The sequence below is a fragment of the Mycetocola sp. TRD_SC_2 genome, assembly GCF_055361225.1.
The window spans coordinates 2,706,092-2,723,449 of the sequence record NZ_CM143954.1; the positions used below are offsets into that span (position 1 = coordinate 2,706,092).

A 17,358-nucleotide genomic window follows, 5' to 3' on the forward strand; every position below is an offset into this window, starting at 1 on the left:
TCTGGGCCGTCAACTCTGGAGATCGCGCCGAACCCCTGCCTGCCGCAGAACACGCTCGGCGGCCCGCACCATCGCGACGTCGATGAACGTGCCGTCGTCGAGCACGAATGCGCCGGTGCCGTCGGCAGCGGCGAAACGCACGCGGTCGACGATGTGTTGCGCGCGGGCAATGTCGGCTGTATCTGGTGTGAAGACTGTGCGGATGACATCGAGCTGGCGCGGATGCACAGCGGTTCGCCCGGCGAAACCGAGCGCTCGGCCAGCACGGCAACTCGCTTCCAGACCATCGAGATCCGCAACATCGGCGAAGACGGCCATCAAAGGCGCCGGGAGCCCGGCCGCTGCGGCGGCATTGACGATACGGCTGCGCGACCAGGCGAGCCCCGCCTCCCCGTCCGGCCCCGTAGGAACGCCGAGCTCGGCTCGGAGATCGGCCTCACCGGTTGCGATCGAGGAGACACCCGAGCAGGCGATCTCGAACGCGCGCTCGATCGAGATCGCCGATTCCAGGAGGGCGTGCACCTCGCGGCCCGGAAGTGCGGCACGGAGTGTTGCGACGTCCTCGGCCGATTGGGTCTTCGGCAAGCGCACGCCGAATGCGATCGGGAGTTCGGTGATCGCCGCCAGGTCGGCGTCGTGCGCGGCCGATCCGGACCCGTTGACTCGCACCTGCACCGTGGGTGCCCGTTCGCCACGGGCCCCCCACTTCGCCGCGAAGTCGCTCAGCGCCGCCCGGCCGTCCGCCTTGCGCGATGCGGCGACCGCATCCTCGAGATCGACGATGACGGCGTCCGCCCCGGCGTCGAGTGCCTTTTCGAACCGCTCCGGTCGGTCTGCCGGAGCGTAGAGCGCGACCATGGTCAATTGAGTCATACGATGCTCCCGTCAGCACGCAGGGCCGCGAGCTCGTCGTCGGTGTAGCCCAATTCGACCAGCACGGCGTCGGTGTCCGCACCGTGCGCCCGACCCGTGAACGCGATGGTCGCGTCATCGCGCGAGAGCCGGAACAGCGGTCCCTGCATGGCCATCTCACCGAGGTCGGGATCATGGATGCGGTGGATCGTACCGAGCGCGTTGAACTGCGGGTCGGCGACGATGTCGGACGGATCATAGATCGGCGCGACCGCTGCCTCTGCTTCCTCGAACGCTGCAATGACCTCATCGCGCGAGTGCTGCGCGATCCAGCCGCCGACGGCGTCGTCGAGAAGGTCCGAGTGCTCAGCGCGAGTCGCCCCGCTTGCGAACCACGCCTCATCAGCGAGGTCTGGCCGGCCCACCAGAGCAACGACCCGCTCGGCGATCGACTGTGCGCTCGTCGATACAGCGACCCACGATCCGTCAGCGGTTCGATACGCATTTCGAGGTGCGTTGTTGACCGATCGGTTCCCTGTCCGTGGCTGCACCGTTCCGAGTTGATCCCAGCGCGTGATCTGCGGGCCGAGCATGGCGAGGATGGGCTCGATGATCGCAACGTCGATTTCCTGGCCGACGCCACCTCGATCGCGTGCATGCAGGGCCACCATGATGGCGTATGCCGTCGCAAGTGACGCCACCCCATCCGCGAGCCCGAACGGAGGAAGAGTCGGCGGGCCGTCGGGTTCACCGGTGGACGACGCGAACCCGCTCATTGCCTCCGCAAGGGTGCCGAAACCCGGGCGGCGGCGGTACGGGCCGATCTGTCCGAACCCGGTCACGCGGGCGAGCACCAGTCCGGGATTCTGGGCGGAGAGCGCGGCGTAGTCGAGCCCCCATCTCTCGAGGGTGCCCGGGCGAAAGTTCTCGATCACGACGTCAGCGGTTTGTGCGAGCCGGAGGAACGCATCCCGCCCACCGTCGGTGTGCAGGTCGATCGCCACGGTGCGCTTGTTGCGACCGAGCGTCTTCCACCACAGGTTCTGGCCGTCCTTGCTGGGTCCGTGACCGCGCGCAGGATCAGGCCGGTTCGGATGCTCGACCTTGATGACGTCGGCACCCATGTCGCCGAGGTGCATCGCAGCCATGGGGCCGGCGAACAGCGTCGACGCGTCGACCACCCGCACTCCTTCGAGCGCACTCACGGCGCATCCTCTCTGCAGATCCGGAAGCCGATCGACGGCGACGCATCCTGGCCGAGCCCCGGCAGGAGCAGTTTCGCACTGAACTCAGGAGACTTCACCCCTCCGTCGAAATACCAGTCCGAACCCACACTGCAGTGGGCGCTGCCGCCCTTCAGCATGACGAATCGCGAGCGGCCGTCTGAGTGCTCCGACTCGGTCCAGTTCCACACCTCCGGGGTCCTGCGGGTGAAATCCTGCTGGGTAGCGGCGAGTTGCCACTCGCCCTCTGTGGGAAGCCGGCCGCCAGCCCAGGCCGCGTACTCCCTGGCGCGCATGAACGTCACGTTCGTCGCCGGACGTTCAGGGTCGCGGGCGTCCGCGACCTCGCCGATCGCTTCGAGGAAGCGAGCGTAATCAGCTTCGCTCACCTCCGAGGCAGCGACCTGCACGGGCCGCGCAACGGCCACCACCCGGTCGATGGTCCGCTGATCGTGCAACCGAGGAGGCAGTGGCTTCCACTCGTCGACGTAGGGCGCACCGTCGTACATGCCGGTCTCTCTCATCCGGTATCGCACGGTGAGCGTGTATTCGCCGGCGGGTACCTCGACGGGTCGGCCCCACACCGATTCATCGTGCACGACCGGTCCGTTCCACCGGGGTGCGTCGAGACGCCGGGAGGTGCGGTGCCGGAACGACGCGTCCCGGTCGGCGGTTCGGCCAGCGAGAGCGGTCTGCGCAATCCCGAGCTCCTCTGGCAATGGAGCTCCGTGGCTGGTCTGCACGGCCGCGGCGATTCCGCCTGCGGGGACCGTGATCGCTTCGGCGGTGTCACCGGCGTGAAGCGGCGACCATCCTGTGCCGGAGGGAACATACACGGCGTCGTCGTTCGCTGTGTTGGCGAGAAGCAACACGGTCACACCGTCAAGCTCGAAAGTTGAACCGACGACCCCGCCCTCGTGCACGGCGAGGGGCGTCCACTCTCCCTCCACGAGCCAGCGATGGAGCCCGCGCTGGACGGGAAGCATCCGGCGCAGCGTCGCGGCATCCCGGTCGTTCCATCCGACCCAGGCGCCGAAGACGACCTCCCACACCATGACCCCGACACCGTTCAGCCAGGCCGATCGAAGTTCGGCCGCGTGATCGCGGTGCCAGCGGCGGATGTGATGCTGCATGTGGCGGCGCTCGAACCACCGGGCGCGCAGGACGCCCGGGGTCTCGGAATCAGCGAACCATTGGGCCCACGAGAGCGTGTGGTCGGCGATCCGCTCGGTTGCGAGCTTCGACTCTCCTTCGAGGCCGATGCCTTCTCGTGCAGCGTCGAGTGCTGCGACGAGGTCAGGATCGGCCTTCTTGAGCGTGTCGAGGAAGACGCCATCTGCGCCGATTCGGCGCACCGTCGTGGCGAGTTCGGTCGCGTCATCACCGGCTCGACGGGTCCCTGTGTCCCACGGGTTGTAGTCGAGAAACACGGCAACGCCCGCGGCACGCAACACCGCGGCGACGTCGGCAAGCCCTGGCACCTCGTAGAAGTCCCACTGATTGCGATCGTCGATACCGATCACTGGATAGGCGTGCCACAGCACGATTCCGTCGAGACCACCGAAGCGCTCCCGGGCATCAGCGAGAAAACGCTCAGGGGTGAAGCGTTGGGTTTCGAAGTCGAAGAACAGCTCGTCCCACAGCCAGGTCTGCGCCACGGTGAAACAGCTGCTTGCCCAAGCCGACGCAGGGTCGGCGTAACGGGTGGGCTCTCCGTGGCGTCGCCTCGCACCGTCGCGCCACCCAGCGAGTTGGGCGCGCCACCGGTCGAGGTCGGCCGCGTCGGTGGGCGCCGCGAAGATCTTGGCGTCGTCGAGAACAGTTGCCGCTTCTCCCTCGGAGAGATCGACGTCGAGGGGAACCCGCGTGGGCAGATCCAGCTCGCGTGGGTGAAGGGGGTCAAATCCGCCGCTCATGCCTGTGTCCTCTCGGTCAATGCGGCGACCTCCCATGCTGACGGCACCGCGTCCTGCGCGCCCGGGCGGGTAACAGCGATCGCGGCCGCAGCCGCCCCTGCCCTGGCTGCGCCTGCGAGCAATGAAATATCGGCGCTCTGGGGTGCGCGTCCGGATGCTGCAAGGGCAGCGGCGAACATCCCACAGAATGTGTCGCCCGCGCCGGTCGTGTCGACGGCGTCTGCGGCGAAAGCCGCGATGTCGGCGCGCTCATCTCCGCACACGACGAGCGACCCGCGACGGCCGAGGGTGACGACGAGCGCGCGTACGAGTGGTGCGAGCGCCGTCACCGCCGCCTCGAGGTCGTCAACGTCGGTGATGTCGAGCGCCTCATGCTCGTTGACGATGAGCACATCCACCGAGGAAAGCAGCGCCGCCCTGGCCGAGTGGAATGGCGCCGACGGTGCGGCATTGAGAAGGTGCCAGGTCTGGGCGCCGCGGCCGGTGGCGGCATCCTGTACCAGAGCGACGGGAATTTCCAGCTGTGTGAGGACGACACGTGCCGGTGACACGAGCGAACGCTGAACTGGCGTCAGAGCGGTGGCTGCCGCGTTGGCGCCGGGCACGACAACAATGGTGTTGTCTGCGGTGTCGTCCACCGAGATGAATGCCATACCGCTCGGTCCTTCGACCTGCGACAGCCCGGAGACGTCGATGCCGTCAGCTGCGAGGGCATCCCGAAGATTCTCACCCTCCGGGTCGGTTCCCACCGCCCCGACGAAGGCGACGGATGCTCCTCCCGCCCGACGGGCAGCGACGGCCTGGTTCGCACCCTTTCCTCCACCGGTGCGCACGAGCGAGGACGCGAGTACCGTTTCGCCCGGCACTGGAATCCGGCGGACGCGCGTGACGACGTCCTGATTGATGCTGCCGACGATGACGACGCTCATGACATTCCTTTCGAGAGGCGAAGTGTACGGTCGGCCAGTTCCCGGATGGAGCGCTCCGCACCTCCGGGCATCGAGGTCGAGATTCGATCTTTCAACGGCCCGGTCCACGCCTCACCGATTCCCTCGGCACCGACGAGTCCGCCGACGACGGATCCGACGGTCGCGCCGACCGAATCGGTGTCCCAGCCGCCGGCGATGGCGAACGCGATCGCGGCGCCGAAATCATCGCCATACGCCTCAAGAGCGCAGGCCGCGAGCGCCGCATTGTTGAGGGTGTGCACCCAGTGCATCCCCTCGAAGGCAGAATGCAGGGCGTCGAGCGCTGATTCCGCGGTCAACCCGCCAGTGGCGAGCGAGCGCCCCGTTTCCCGTCCCAGGCGCACGGCGGCGGCAAGGCGAGAACCCGGCGGCACAACGGTGTCTGCAGCGTCCAGAGCCTCGCCAGCGGAAGGGGCAACGAGCGACGCAGAGCACAGCGCGGCAGCCCACATCTCACCGTATATGCCGTTGCGGGTGTGACTCAGTCGCGCGTCTGTCCATGCCGATGCCGCAGCGGCACGCACATCACCCGGGTGCGCCCAGCCATGCACATCGGCACGGATGAGAGCGCCGATCCATTCTCGGAACGGGTTGTGATGTTTCGCCGTGTCCGGGACGGGCCGCGCGTCGAGGATGTTCCGATACGCCGCACGCTCGGCGGTGAAGACCCGGCCAGCGGGGAGGGCGCCCAGCCAGGCTTCGGCGATGTGTTCGGTCGTCAGGTTCGCGCCATGGGTCTCGAGCAGCTGGAGCGTGAGGATCGGGAAGTTGAGATCGTCATCCTCAGGCATCCCGTCGATGTTCTCCAGGAGGGAGGTCGGTGCCGAGCGACGGTTCCAGGGCCACCGATTCCCGATATCGGGCGGAAGACCGACAGCGGTGAAGTACGTCTGGATCGGCCAGTTCCCTGTCGAACGCGCGATCTCCTCAATGCCCCTGCGAGGAATCTTCTCGACGGGCTTGCCGAGCAGACACCCAGCGGACCGGCCAAGCCACGCTCCATGCGCGCGAGCGAACACCACGGACACCTCGCCCGGCGATGAAGCGGCGGGGAGCAGCGCGGTGATATCGGACCACTCGTCCGGCTCCTCGGAGCTCGGCGTCTGCAGGGCCTGCAGCTCATCAAGCACTGTGCGCGCCAGAGCGCGCACCTCGGGTGGAGCGGGCGCTGCACTTGCCCCAGAAGGCGCGAGCGCAATCGACCCGCCCCCGTCCGCCCATCGCCGTTCGATGGGAGCGATCTCGCTCTCCTCGACACCCTGCTCGCGCAGGGCGGCGAGCTCGGCGGGGACCAGGTCTTCCGGTTGCGCCCACGTCAACCTCACGCCGCGGTCTCCCGGCCGATCACTGTTGCTAGGGCCGCCGCTCGCTGCGTCGCGCGGTCGGCATCCGCTCGTGCGACGTCGCGGACGACGTCCGTCATCGAAGCGACCACGCCGTCGAGATCGAGCCGACTGGCCGTTGTGACGCCGGACACCCATTCGCTCGGGACGGCGTCGTAGCCGGAGAGACCGCCGCAGATGGCACCGGCCATCGTCGCGATCGAGTCGGAGTCACGACCGTAGTTCACGGCATCGAGCACGGCCGCCCGCAGATCCCCGTCCCGGGCAACGACGAAGCCCAACGCGACCGGAAGCTCCTCGATCGACTTGGTGCGTGACGGGAGCCGGGCATCCATCGCTGGAGCGCGGTAATGGTCGCCCACTGTGTCGAACGGGGCGACGGCAGTGCGCACGATGCGAGCGAGGTCCCGGGGATCATCCGATCCACCGGCGGCCATGAAAGCGTCGACGGCGTCGAACACCGCGCGAATCGCAGCGGCGGTGCCATCGTGAGCTACGTCCAGTACGGCAGCGCGGACATCGGCGATGGTCGCACCGGGGGCTGCGGATGCCGCCACCGCCGCCGCGAACACTCCCGCTGCCTCGCGCCCATACGACGACTGGTGCGCGCCGGCGATGTCGATCGCCTCGGCGTATGCACCGCGCGCGTCACCGATGTGCACGAGCCCGACGGGTGCCATGTACATCGTGGCGCCACAGTTGACGATGTTGCCGACGCCCGCCTCACGGGGGTCCGCGTGGCCGTAGTGCAGCTTCGCGACGATCCACTTCTCGGCGAGAAAGACGCGCTGCAGGATGAGTGCGTCGTCCTCGAGTTCGGGGACCCAGCGTCGTTCGCCGATCATGAGCGGAACCAGGTCGCCGGCGACGTCGTAAGCGTCGAGATGACGACGTCGTTTGGCGTATACCTCCACGAGCGCGTGCGTCATGAGGGTGTCATCGGTGACGTGCCCATCGCCCTTGTGGTACGGGGCAATCGGCCGTGCTGTTTTCCAGTCGGCAAGGAACGGCCCAACGATTCCCTCGACCCGACCGCCGTGACGTTCTTCGATTTGATCGGGAGTCCATCCCTCGGTCGCCCCGCCCAGGGCGTCTCCCACCGCGGCTCCTGCGAGCACTCCGGCCACTCGGTCCTGCAACACGAACATATCTTCTCCTTTTGACTCCAGCTGTCGACAAACGCGGGGGCGAACCGGTGGCCCGCCCCCGCGGGGTGTCATCAGCCGGCGATGTCGGCCCAGCCGTCGGACAGCTGAGCGGCGAGCTGTTCGCTCGTGATCTCATTGGCCAGGTACTGCTGGAAGGCCGGCGTCGCGATCGTGTCTTTCCACTCGGTGTACTTCTCCACCTTGAGGAACGGCGGTCCGACGAGACCATCGCCTGATGCCAGCACCTGAGTCCAGGCGGGGTTGTCCGCGGCCAGATTCTCCACCTCGGCGCGCGCCGCGTCAGACGACGGGATGAGCGCATCGGCGTAGGCAATCTGGGCGAGGTTGTCGCCAGCCATGAAGAAGTTGAGGAACTCGGCCGATTCTTCGACATACTCGGAATCGATGTTCACCGAGTACGTCTGCGGGTTCGCTGCCTGGATAGCGCCTTCGGAGCCTTCAAGCGGAGGCAGAGCCACCCAGTTGAATCCTTCAGGAGCATCGTTGGCGATGTTCGTCGCCTGGAATGAGCCCTGCACGGTCATTGCGACCTTGCCGCCGTAGAACGATGCGAGCACCTCTGATCCCGATTGGGTCAGGGAGGTGGGATCGACCGACTTGTCGGTGTACGTCATCTCGTGGACCAACTCAGGCACGGCGAGTTCCGCGTCGCCGACCTCGATCGAGGCGCCCTCGCCCTCACCCGAGAAGAAGGTGCCGTCGAAGCCGAGCGCGAGGCTCATCATCGCCGCAGTTGGCGACGCGAGTCCCCAGCCAAGACCGTGGGCGTCGCCTGTGGTGGTCGCCTTCGCGATGTCCTGAAGCTCATCCCACGTCATCGAGTCCCCGGTGGGAACCTCGACACCGGCGGCCTCGAGAAGGTCCGCGTTGGCGAACGCCATGTAGGACTGCAGCGTCGACGGGTACGCGATGATCTCGTCGTTCTGGGTGACAGAGTCCCAGATGCCCTCGGAGATGTCCGCTTTCAGGTCCCCATCGATGTAGTCAGTCAGATCGGCGAGATAGCCATCGGCCGCGAAGGAGACGATCGAGCTTGCCTCATAGTGGATGATGTCCGGTGCCGTTCCGCCGGTGAACTGCGTAACGAGCTTGTCGAACGTCCCGTCCCATCCCGCCTGGACGATCTTGACCTGAACGTCGGAGTTCTCCGCGTTCCAGTCGTCGACGATCGCCTTGACAGCCGCTTGCGTCGCTGGCTGGTCGGACAGCGACTGAAACTGAAGCGTGACTGCACCGTCGTCGCCTCCGTCTCCGCTGTTGGTTGCGCTGCCTTGCTGGCATCCGCTCAGGACGAGGACCGCCGCGCCCGCGAACGCGACGGCTCCAATGCCTCGTATTCTCTTCATGTTGCTCGCCTTTCTGATTGTGATTCCCCTTGGTAGGCCGGGTCAGCCTTTGACTGCGCCGGCGAGCATTCCGCCGGTCAGCTTCTTCTGCAGGATGCTGAAAATGATGAGCGACGGGATGGTCGCGAGGATCGCGCCTGCGGCCAGCGGTCCGAGCTGGGTCTGTCCTTCGGCGCCCAGGAATGAGCGCAAGGCGATCGGCAGCGTGTATAGCTCCGGACTCTGCAGCAGCACAAGAGCCAGGAAGAACTCGTTCCACGCCGAGACGAACGTGAACATCGCCGTCGCAACGAGACCGGGTGCAAGCAGAGGAAGAACGATCGTCCGCAGAATGGTGATGCGTGAAGCGCCGTCCATCTCTCCCGCTTCTTCCAGCTCGGGTGGGATCGCCGCGACGTAACCCTGCAGCATCCAAAGGGTGAAGGGCAGCGTGAACGTGACGTAAACCAGGATGAGGCCGAGCAGGGTGTCGTTCAGGCTGATGGCGCGCAGTACCAGGAACAACGGGATGATGATGAGGATCGATGGGAACACCTGGCTGGTGAGAATCCACACAGTGCCCGCGGCTCGCAGGCGCCCCTTGAGGCGAGCGAGCGCGTAGGCCATCGGCATGGACAGCAGCACGGTGATCACCATCGTCGCGATGGAGACGAAGAGCGAGTTGCCTGCCGCGAGCAGCAGGTTCTGGCGTTCGAGGGCCGCACCGAAGTTGCTGAAGTCCCACTCCGCCGGCAACAGATTCACGGCCAGCGAGTTCAGCTCTCCACTCGATTTGAACGAGGCGGACAAAAGCCACAGCAGCGGAAAACCGAGGAAAAAGAGGAACATCGCGAGTGCTACGTACATCAGCACCGTTGCGTACCAGGGGCGCTTCATGGTCATGCGCGTGATCCCTTCGACTGGCGGAACTGATTGACGAGATAGAGCGACAGGATGAGCATGATGGCGATCACGAGCACGTCGCCCATCGCCGACGCGTACCCGATTTCGCGGTTACGGAACGCCTCGAGGTAAGTGAACAGCGGCGGGATCATCGTGCGCCCGCCTGGGCCGCCTTCGGTGAGTACATAGATGAGTCCGAAGGAGTTGAACTGCCAGATGAAGTCGAGCGCCGTTACGGCGATGATGATGGGACGCAGGCTCGGCAGGGTGATGTGCCAGAAGCGGCGGAATGCACCTGCGCCGTCGACGGCCGCAGCCTCGTGCTGTTCTGCCGAGATGGACTGCATGCCGGCCAGCAGAAGCACGGTGGTTTGAGGAATGCCTGACCAGACGCCCACCACGATGACCGCCGGGAGGGCCGTCGAGAAGTCGCCAAGCCAGTTGACGCCGGGAATCCCGAACACTTCGAGCGCGCCATTGAGCGGACCTGAGTTGGGGTTGTAAATCATCCGCCATACGATCGCGATCACGACCGGTGGCATCGCCCACGGGATCAGCGCCAGTACACGGGTGAGCCCCTTCAGCCGTAGATCACTGTTGAGCAGCAGCGCGAGTGCCATCGCGCAGACGAGGGTCAGAAGCGCCACCGAGCCGGCCCAGACGATGCCGATCCCAAAAGACCCCCAGAAGCGGTGATCGTCGAGAAGTTCGATGAAGTTGCCGAGCCCGATGAAGTTGATTTCGGCGTTGCGTTTCAGCGTGGCATCCGTGAAGCCGAGGGCCACACCGCTCGCGAGCGGAATGACGGAAAAGATGATGATTGGCAGCAGGGCCGGGATGACGAGGGCTATCGCCTCACGGCGCTGCGCGCGGGCACGATGACCTATCCGCTTCGTCTGCCGGGGAACCTTTGTGACGACACTGCTCATCCGGCTGCCCTCTCTTCGCCGAGCCCGGTGGCTTCGGTACTGCGGTCTGCCGGAGATGCGGCGTTGCCCTGCGTGTTGGGGCGGTGAACCGACGATCCGCGCACGACCAGCGACGGTGCGACGGTGACGGTATGCGCAGCACGAGACGGCTCAGCGATGCGGGCAAGCAGGAGTTCGGCGGCAACGCGGCCGCGCTCCTCTGCTCCGAGGTCGACGCTCGTCAGTCCAGGCCTGACCACTCCAGCGAGCTCCGTGTTGTCGATTCCGGTGACGACGATGTCCTGCGGGACCCGCAGTCCGAGGTCTTCGGCCGCTCGAATGGCACCGATGCCGATCAGGTCGTTTGCGGCGACGATGGCGTCAGGACGCCGGTCGCCCTCGAGAACGCGGCGCGCGGCGGCGTACCCCGCCGAGATCGTGAAGTCCTGGGCATCGACGCTGCGCGTCGTGAGAAGCGGATGCGCGAGGACGGCCGCGGCGAAACCATCGCGGCGAAAAGCGCCGGGTGTCGTGTCCACGGGTCCGTTCACGAAGGCGATGTCCCGGCGATCCTCGGCAACCAGGTGACCGACGACGAGCCGCATCGCCGTGAGCGAGTCTGCGCGCACGGTATCGAGGTTCACGTCGTCGGGCAAACGACCGAGGACGACGACAGGTGTCGGCGTCTTGGCGAGCGCCGTGAGGAGTTCGTCGGTGACCCGGAGCGGCGAGAGGATCATGCCGTCGACGTACCCGCGTCCGAGGTCGCGCACGACGTCGACCGACGATGACGCGGTGCCCGTCGACGAGAGGACCAGGCGGTAACCGGATGCGGAGACCACACGCTCGATCACGCTCATCATTTCGACGTACACCGGGTTTCCGATGTCCGCGACGGCATAGGCGAGCTGTTTGGTGCGGCCGCGTTTGAGGGACTGTGCCGTCGCATCGGCGACATAGCCGAGTGTGGCCGCCGCGTGTTCCACCTTCGCGATCGTCTCCGCGCTCGCGATCTGGCCGTTCAGCGCGCGTGAGGCAGACGCCACGGAGACGCCGGCATGAGCGGCGACCTGGGTGATGGTGACACGAACCAAGGCTCTCCTTTGAGCGGACTGTAAACGTTTCCAACGATTTCGAAGATGCCACCGATACGTCTCGATGTCAAGACGCCTGACGGATGTCGAGGTCACGCGCACGACCTGCGGGAGGCCCTCTGGCCGATCGATTGCGGCGCCTAGTCCGTCGGCGGAGCCTCACGCGGCATCCGCAACGCAGACAGCGCGGCGATGAGCAGGAATACCGCCGCAGCGCCGAAGGCGGCGGGGAAGGATGCCACGTCGACGAGCCAGCCGGCGACGAGCGGTCCGGCGATCGCACCGAGGTCGCTCGTCATCGAGAACACCGCGACCGGTCGGCCGCCGCGCGCTCCGGCTGTTGCGTCCCCGACCGCGGCAGCCGGGGCAGTGCCCATGAACGCGGCAGCGATCCCGTAGACGCACAACAGCACGGTGAGAATCGCGAAGTTCGGGGCGATCGAGATCGCGAGGATCGTCGCAGCCGCGACGGTGTAAGCGCCGAGGATCGCGGGTTTGCGGCCGACGGTGTCGACAAAGCGACCGGCGGGTCCGAGTGCGACCGTCTGCACGACCGCAGCAATGGCGAAGGCTGCACCGGTCCACGCCGCGGTTCCCGAGAGCACCTCGACGACGAGCACCGGGATGAGGGCACTGCGCACCCCGAGTGAGGTCCAGCCGTTCGCGAAGTTCGCGAGGCACGCGGCACGGAAGCGAGGGTCCCGCAGAACGATGCGCAACGGCAGGTCGGCCGGGACGGTCGCACCCGAGTCGTCGACGGCGCCACGCTGCAGGAGAAGAAGTCCGACGAGCCCGGCAACCGCGAGCGTCCCGGCGTAGAAGAAGAACGGCGCCGTGAGCGACACCGTCGCAAGCACCCCTCCGATGGCCGGCCCGGCCATGCCCCCGAGCAGGAATCCGCCCTGGTAAAACCCGACCGAACGACCTCGGCTCGACGCGGGCGTCGATCGCAGGAGCAGCGTCATCGCCGACACGGTGAACATGGCAGACCCGATGCCGCCTGCCCCGCGCAGCAACAAAATCTCGATGTAGCTCCCGGCCAGGCCGACGAGCGCACTCGAGAGGGCGACGATCCCGATGCCGATCGCGAGCAGCGTGCGCTCACCCATCCAGTCGATGAGCCGGCCACAGAACGGGCTCGCGACAAACCGCATCAGCGCGAACGCCGACACCACGGCACCGACCTCGAGGTAGCCGACATCGAAACTGCGCACGTACACCGGCAGAACCGGAACCACGACGCCGAAACCCACCATCACGAAAAACGCGATCACCCCGAGCACGAGAACGTCGCGCGGCAGACGACGAATGCTCGTCAGACGCGGGAAGGACAATCGAGGCACCAGCCCAGCGTATGCGGCTCCCCCGCTCGGCGGAGAAAGCACCCGTCAAAAGACCCCCCGACAGGCGGATGCCTCCCCTCACCGCCCGGCCGTACCGTTGAGTCATCGTCCCAGAGGAGGCAGCATGCTCGAGATCCGAAACGTCGACAAACGCTATGGCACCGCCCAGGTGCTCACCGACGTGAACTTCGACGTCATCCCCGGCAGAATGACCGGGTTCGTCGGCGGCAACGGCGCCGGAAAGACCACAACGATGCGGATCATCCTCGGCGTGCTCGCGTCGGACGGCGGAACCATCACCCTCGGCGGCACGAAGCTCACCCCGGAAGACCGCCGACGCTTCGGTTACATGCCCGAGGAACGCGGCCTGTACCCGAAGATGAAGGTCGAAGAGCAACTCATCTACCTCGCCCGGCTCCACGGCCTGTCATCAGCAGCGGCGAAGAAGAACGCCGGCGCTCTGCTCGAACAGCTCGGCCTCACCGAGCGCTCAGGCTCAACGGTCGAGAGTCTCTCCCTCGGAAACCAGCAGCGCGCACAGATCGCAGCAGCGCTCGTACACGATCCCGAGGTCCTCATCCTCGACGAGCCATTCTCCGGGCTCGACCCTCTCGCCGTCGACGTCGTCGTCGGCGTGCTCAAGGACCGTGCCGTCTCCGGCGCCCCTGTGCTCTTCTCGTCGCACCAGCTCGACATCGTCGAACGCCTCTGTGATGACCTCGTCATCATCGCGAACGGGTCGATCCGCGCGAACGGGTCCCGCGAATCACTGCGCGCCGCACATTCGACCCTGCGCTACGAACTCATCTCGAGCGGGGATGCCGGCTGGCTCCGGTCCGTTCCCGGAGTCAGTGTCGTCGATTTCGACGGTGGTTACGCCCTCTTCGACGTCGACACCGAATCAACGGCCCAGGCCGTTCTCCGTGACGCCATTGGTCGCGGCGACGTCGCGACGTTCTCCCCGCAGCATCCGTCACTCGCACAGATTTTCAAGGAGGTCATCCGATGAGCACCATGACTACGACGCCGACGACACGGCCCGCAGCGCCGAGCATCGCGCAGAGCACGTGGCTCGTCGCTGAACGCGAGATCACCGTACGGCTGCGCAGCAAGGCATTCCTGATCTCCACGGGCATCCTTTTGCTGCTGGTGCTCGCATCGATCGTCATCGGCGGCTTCGCGGCACAGAACGCGGCGAACGAAACGACGCCCGTTGCCGTCGTCGGCACGGCAGCGGAAGCGATCCCCTCCGGGGCAGCCCTCGACATCACCGAAACGTCCAGTGTCGATGAGGCTCGGGAGCTCGTGCGCGACGGCACCGTCGACGCGGCAATCGTGCCGGACACATCGACACCACTTGGCATCGGGATCATCGCGGACACGAGCGCGCCAGGCGGGCTCATCGGCCAGTTGAGCATCTCACCGCCGGTGACGCTCCTCGACGAGAACGCAACCAACCCGCTCATCACCTACTTCGTCGCTCTTGGTTTCGGACTCGTCTTCTTCATGTCAGCGATGACATTCGGTTCTGTCATCGCCCAGAACGTCGTCGAGGAGAAGCAGACACGTGTGGTCGAGATTCTCATGTCGGCGATTCCGGTTCACGCTCTCATGGCGGGCAAGGTACTCGGCAACTCGATCCTCGCGTTCGGCCAGATCGCCGTCATAGCCGCGTTATCGATTATCGGCCTGACCATCACAGGGCAGACCGACCTGCTGAGCGGACTCGGCACGCCCATCATCTGGTTCGTTGCCTTCTTCGCCATCGGCTTCGTTCTGCTCGCCGCCCTGTTCGCGGCGACCGGGTCGATGGTGTCGCGCATGGAGGACATCGGCTCCACCACCACGCCGGTGACCATGATGATCATGCTCCCGTACTTCGCGGTGATCTTCTTCAACGAGAACCCGACGGTGATGGCCATCATGTCGTACGTCCCGTTCTCAGCGCCGGTGGGGATGCCTGTACGCCTGTTCCTGGGAACGGCCGCCTGGTGGGAGCCGATCCTCTCCCTCGTGATCCTCGCGCTGACGACGGTCGCGTGCATCTGGGTCGGCTCGAGGATCTACCAGAACTCGCTGCTGAAGATGGGCGCCCGCGTGAAGTGGGGCGAGGCACTCAAGAGCTGACGCCGCCTCTTCGGGGGTCATTTCCGGGAATGTCCGTGACATGAGCATCACTCAGGAATAGTCTGCGGACATCACCCGGTCTGACCCGAAAGGACCGTCATGACATCTTCCATTGCGCCCGAAACCGCTCTCACCCGAAGAGAACGACAAAGGCAGCTCAATCCGCTTCGCTACCACGCCATGGTCAGCCCGGCTCGGATCCCCGAGCCGGTTCACCTCGAACCGGGACCGAAGCGCCTCAGCGTCACAGCTTTGGTGCTCGGTCTCGGTTCGTTGCTGGTTGGCTTCACGGCTCTCGCACCGATCGCCGCGCTCGTGTTCGGCATGATCGCTCTTGGCCGCGAGCCCGCCCACACCGCACTGTCGGTGTGGGGAATCGCCACGGGCGTCGTGTTCGGTGCAACCTGGGCGCTACTCACCCCGACCATCCTGGTTGCGCTGTTCGGCTGAACCGGGCCGTAGCCGATCTGGACGAGGGATGCCGCGCCGACCAGACTGGAACTCGCCACCAAGGAGGGTTTTATGTCGACGTCGCAACTCCCGCAGCATCCGGTCGAAGCGAGCCTCGCCAACCTCGGTTCGCGCTGGCTCGTCACGATCGAGCGCACACTTGCTCACCCCACCGACGTGATCTGGGCCGTCCTGACGGATCGCACCCTGGTTAGTCGGTGGGCGCCGTTCGACCCGGATCGGGACCTCACCGAGACCGGGTTCGTCGCCCTGCCCGAAGCCGGTGTGACGCGCGCGGAAGACGACGACTCCGAGGACTCGATCGGCACCATCGTGACGGTCTCCCCACAACGGATGCTGTCGCTCATCTGGGGCGGCGATCCTCTCGACATCGAGGTGGCGCCAACGGCATCCGGCACCGTCCTTCGGCTCAGCCACACCTTCGACGACCGGGCCACCGCGTCGAGTTACGCTGCCGGCTGGCACCTGTGCCTGACCGCACTCGACGCTGTCGCGGGAGGCGTCGAGATACCGCGGATGGTCGGCGAAGACGCACGGCTGCACGGCTGGGATTCGCTGCAGGAGCAATACACCGACCTGTTCGATGAGTGACGCGCAGTCGTTCTCCGAAATTCTGCGCAAAACTAGAGGGGTGACCGAAATTCTGCACGACCCCAACTCCCGCGGATTCGCCAGCGACAACTACGCCGGCGTGCACCCCGAAGTTCTCGAAGCGATCGCCTCCGCCAACGGTGGCCACCAGACGGCGTACGGCGCTGACGTGTACACGACCCGCTTGAGACAGGTCTTCGCTTCGCACTTCGGCGACGACGTGCAGGTGTTCCCGGTCTTCAACGGCACCGGCGCGAACGTCGTCGGGCTGCAGTCGATGCTGCCCCGCTGGGGCGCCGTCATCTCGGCATCCAGCGCACACATCAACGTCGACGAGAACGGTGCGCCTGAGCGCGTGGGCGGAATGAAGCTGCTCACCGTCGATTCCCCGGACGGCAAACTCACCCCCGAGCTGATCGACCAGGAGGCATGGGGCTGGGGCGACGAACACCGCGCCCAGCCACTCGTCGTTTCGATCACGCAGTCCACGGAGCTCGGCACTCTCTACAGCGTCGACGAAGTGAAGGCGATCGCGAGACACGCGCATCGCCACGGCATGAAGCTGCACATGGACGGCGCGCGCCTCTCGAACGCTGCTGCGGCGCTCGGTGTGCCGTTCCGTGACTTCACGACCGACGCCGGTGTCGACGTTCTCTCGTTCGGCGGCACCAAGAACGGGTTGCTGTTCGGTGAGGCGGTCGTGGTCCTCAACCCCGCGGCATCCGACGGTCTGATCTTTTTGCGCAAGCTCAACATGCAGCTGGCGTCGAAGCTGCGCTTCGTTTCGGCCCAGCTCATCGCGCTTCTGGAGGGCGACCTGTGGCTGCGCTCGGCGTCACACGCCAACGCGATGGCCGCCCGCCTTCGCGGCTCGCTCGATGAGCTCGTCTCGGCGGGCGCCATCGAGGGGCTTGAGTTCAGCCAGCCCACACAGTCGAACGCGGTGTTCGCGACCCTGCCGCCCGGGGTCGCCGACCGGCTGCGCGAACAGTTCCGGTTCTACGACTGGGATGCTTCGAAGAACGAAGTGCGCTGGATGGCCTCATTCGACACGACCGAAGCCGACATCGATGCGTTCGTCGCCGGGATCCAAGCGGAGCTGGTACCGGAGCGCGACTGACCGCG

General features: G+C 66.0%; 16 protein-coding genes. 5 read left to right on the top strand and 11 right to left on the bottom strand.

What is annotated here, in order from left to right:
• Positions 1-9: 9 nt before the first annotated feature.
• From ACWA1Q_RS12950 to ACWA1Q_RS13000, 11 genes are all read right to left on the bottom strand, one after another.
• Positions 10-873 carry an HpcH/HpaI aldolase/citrate lyase family protein gene (locus ACWA1Q_RS12950; RefSeq protein ID WP_463757896.1) on the bottom strand — a complete coding sequence of 288 codons (864 nt, stop codon included), beginning with the start codon at positions 871-873 and terminating at the stop codon, positions 10-12.
• Complete coding sequence (locus ACWA1Q_RS12955; RefSeq protein WP_463757898.1) at positions 870-2,057, bottom strand: CaiB/BaiF CoA transferase family protein; 1,188 nt, start codon at positions 2,055-2,057, stop codon at positions 870-872. The genes ACWA1Q_RS12950 and ACWA1Q_RS12955 overlap by 4 nt, the downstream gene beginning before the upstream one ends.
• A complete protein-coding gene (locus tag ACWA1Q_RS12960; RefSeq protein ID WP_463757900.1) occupies positions 2,054-3,991 on the bottom strand; it encodes an SUMF1/EgtB/PvdO family nonheme iron enzyme in 1,938 nt (645 codons plus the stop codon). Before ACWA1Q_RS12960 ends, ACWA1Q_RS12955 begins: the two co-directional genes overlap by 4 nt.
• A complete protein-coding gene (locus ACWA1Q_RS12965) occupies positions 3,988-4,920 on the bottom strand; it encodes a ribokinase (protein ID WP_463757902.1) in 933 nt (310 codons plus the stop codon). Before ACWA1Q_RS12965 ends, ACWA1Q_RS12960 begins: the two co-directional genes overlap by 4 nt.
• On the bottom strand, positions 4,917-6,284 hold the full coding sequence (locus ACWA1Q_RS12970; RefSeq protein ID WP_463757904.1) for an ADP-ribosylglycohydrolase family protein: 1,368 nt from the start codon (positions 6,282-6,284) through the stop codon (positions 4,917-4,919). Before ACWA1Q_RS12970 ends, ACWA1Q_RS12965 begins: the two co-directional genes overlap by 4 nt.
• On the bottom strand, positions 6,281-7,450 hold the full coding sequence (locus ACWA1Q_RS12975) for an ADP-ribosylglycohydrolase family protein (protein WP_463757906.1): 1,170 nt from the start codon (positions 7,448-7,450) through the stop codon (positions 6,281-6,283). Before ACWA1Q_RS12975 ends, ACWA1Q_RS12970 begins: the two co-directional genes overlap by 4 nt.
• Positions 7,451-7,521: 71 nt before the next feature.
• On the bottom strand, positions 7,522-8,817 hold the full coding sequence (locus tag ACWA1Q_RS12980) for an ABC transporter substrate-binding protein (RefSeq protein WP_463757907.1): 1,296 nt from the start codon (positions 8,815-8,817) through the stop codon (positions 7,522-7,524).
• Positions 8,818-8,859: 42 nt separating this feature from the next.
• Positions 8,860-9,699 (bottom strand): carbohydrate ABC transporter permease, encoded by an 840-nt coding sequence (locus ACWA1Q_RS12985; protein WP_463757909.1) that lies wholly within the window; start codon positions 9,697-9,699, stop codon positions 8,860-8,862.
• Complete coding sequence (locus ACWA1Q_RS12990) at positions 9,696-10,628, bottom strand: carbohydrate ABC transporter permease (RefSeq protein WP_463757911.1); 933 nt, start codon at positions 10,626-10,628, stop codon at positions 9,696-9,698. Before ACWA1Q_RS12990 ends, ACWA1Q_RS12985 begins: the two co-directional genes overlap by 4 nt.
• Complete coding sequence (locus ACWA1Q_RS12995) at positions 10,625-11,701, bottom strand: LacI family DNA-binding transcriptional regulator (RefSeq protein ID WP_463757912.1); 1,077 nt, start codon at positions 11,699-11,701, stop codon at positions 10,625-10,627. The genes ACWA1Q_RS12990 and ACWA1Q_RS12995 overlap by 4 nt, the downstream gene beginning before the upstream one ends.
• A 140-nt stretch (positions 11,702-11,841) precedes the next feature.
• Positions 11,842-13,044: an MFS transporter gene (locus ACWA1Q_RS13000; protein WP_463757913.1), complete on the bottom strand. Its 1,203-nt coding sequence runs from the start codon at positions 13,042-13,044 to the stop codon at positions 11,842-11,844.
• 124 nt (positions 13,045-13,168) lie between these two features.
• On the opposite strand from ACWA1Q_RS13000, the gene ACWA1Q_RS13005 reads away from it, so the two are divergent.
• The 5 genes from ACWA1Q_RS13005 to ACWA1Q_RS13025 all read left to right on the top strand — a co-directional run bounded on the left by ACWA1Q_RS13005 (position 13,169) and on the right by ACWA1Q_RS13025 (position 17,353).
• Entirely contained in the window at positions 13,169-14,053 is an 885-nt protein-coding gene (locus ACWA1Q_RS13005) for an ABC transporter ATP-binding protein (RefSeq protein WP_463757915.1), read from the top strand.
• A gap of 5 nt (positions 14,054-14,058) precedes the next feature.
• A complete protein-coding gene (locus tag ACWA1Q_RS13010) occupies positions 14,059-15,171 on the top strand; it encodes an ABC transporter permease (protein ID WP_463760870.1) in 1,113 nt (370 codons plus the stop codon).
• A gap of 99 nt (positions 15,172-15,270) precedes the next feature.
• Complete coding sequence (locus ACWA1Q_RS13015) at positions 15,271-15,621, top strand: hypothetical protein (protein ID WP_463757917.1); 351 nt, start codon at positions 15,271-15,273, stop codon at positions 15,619-15,621.
• 72 nt (positions 15,622-15,693) lie between these two features.
• Positions 15,694-16,233: an SRPBCC domain-containing protein gene (locus ACWA1Q_RS13020; protein ID WP_463757918.1), complete on the top strand. Its 540-nt coding sequence runs from the start codon at positions 15,694-15,696 to the stop codon at positions 16,231-16,233.
• Positions 16,234-16,273: 40 nt separating this feature from the next.
• Positions 16,274-17,353 (top strand): threonine aldolase family protein, encoded by a 1,080-nt coding sequence (locus ACWA1Q_RS13025; RefSeq protein WP_463757919.1) that lies wholly within the window; start codon positions 16,274-16,276, stop codon positions 17,351-17,353.
• Positions 17,354-17,358: the final 5 nt, after the last annotated feature.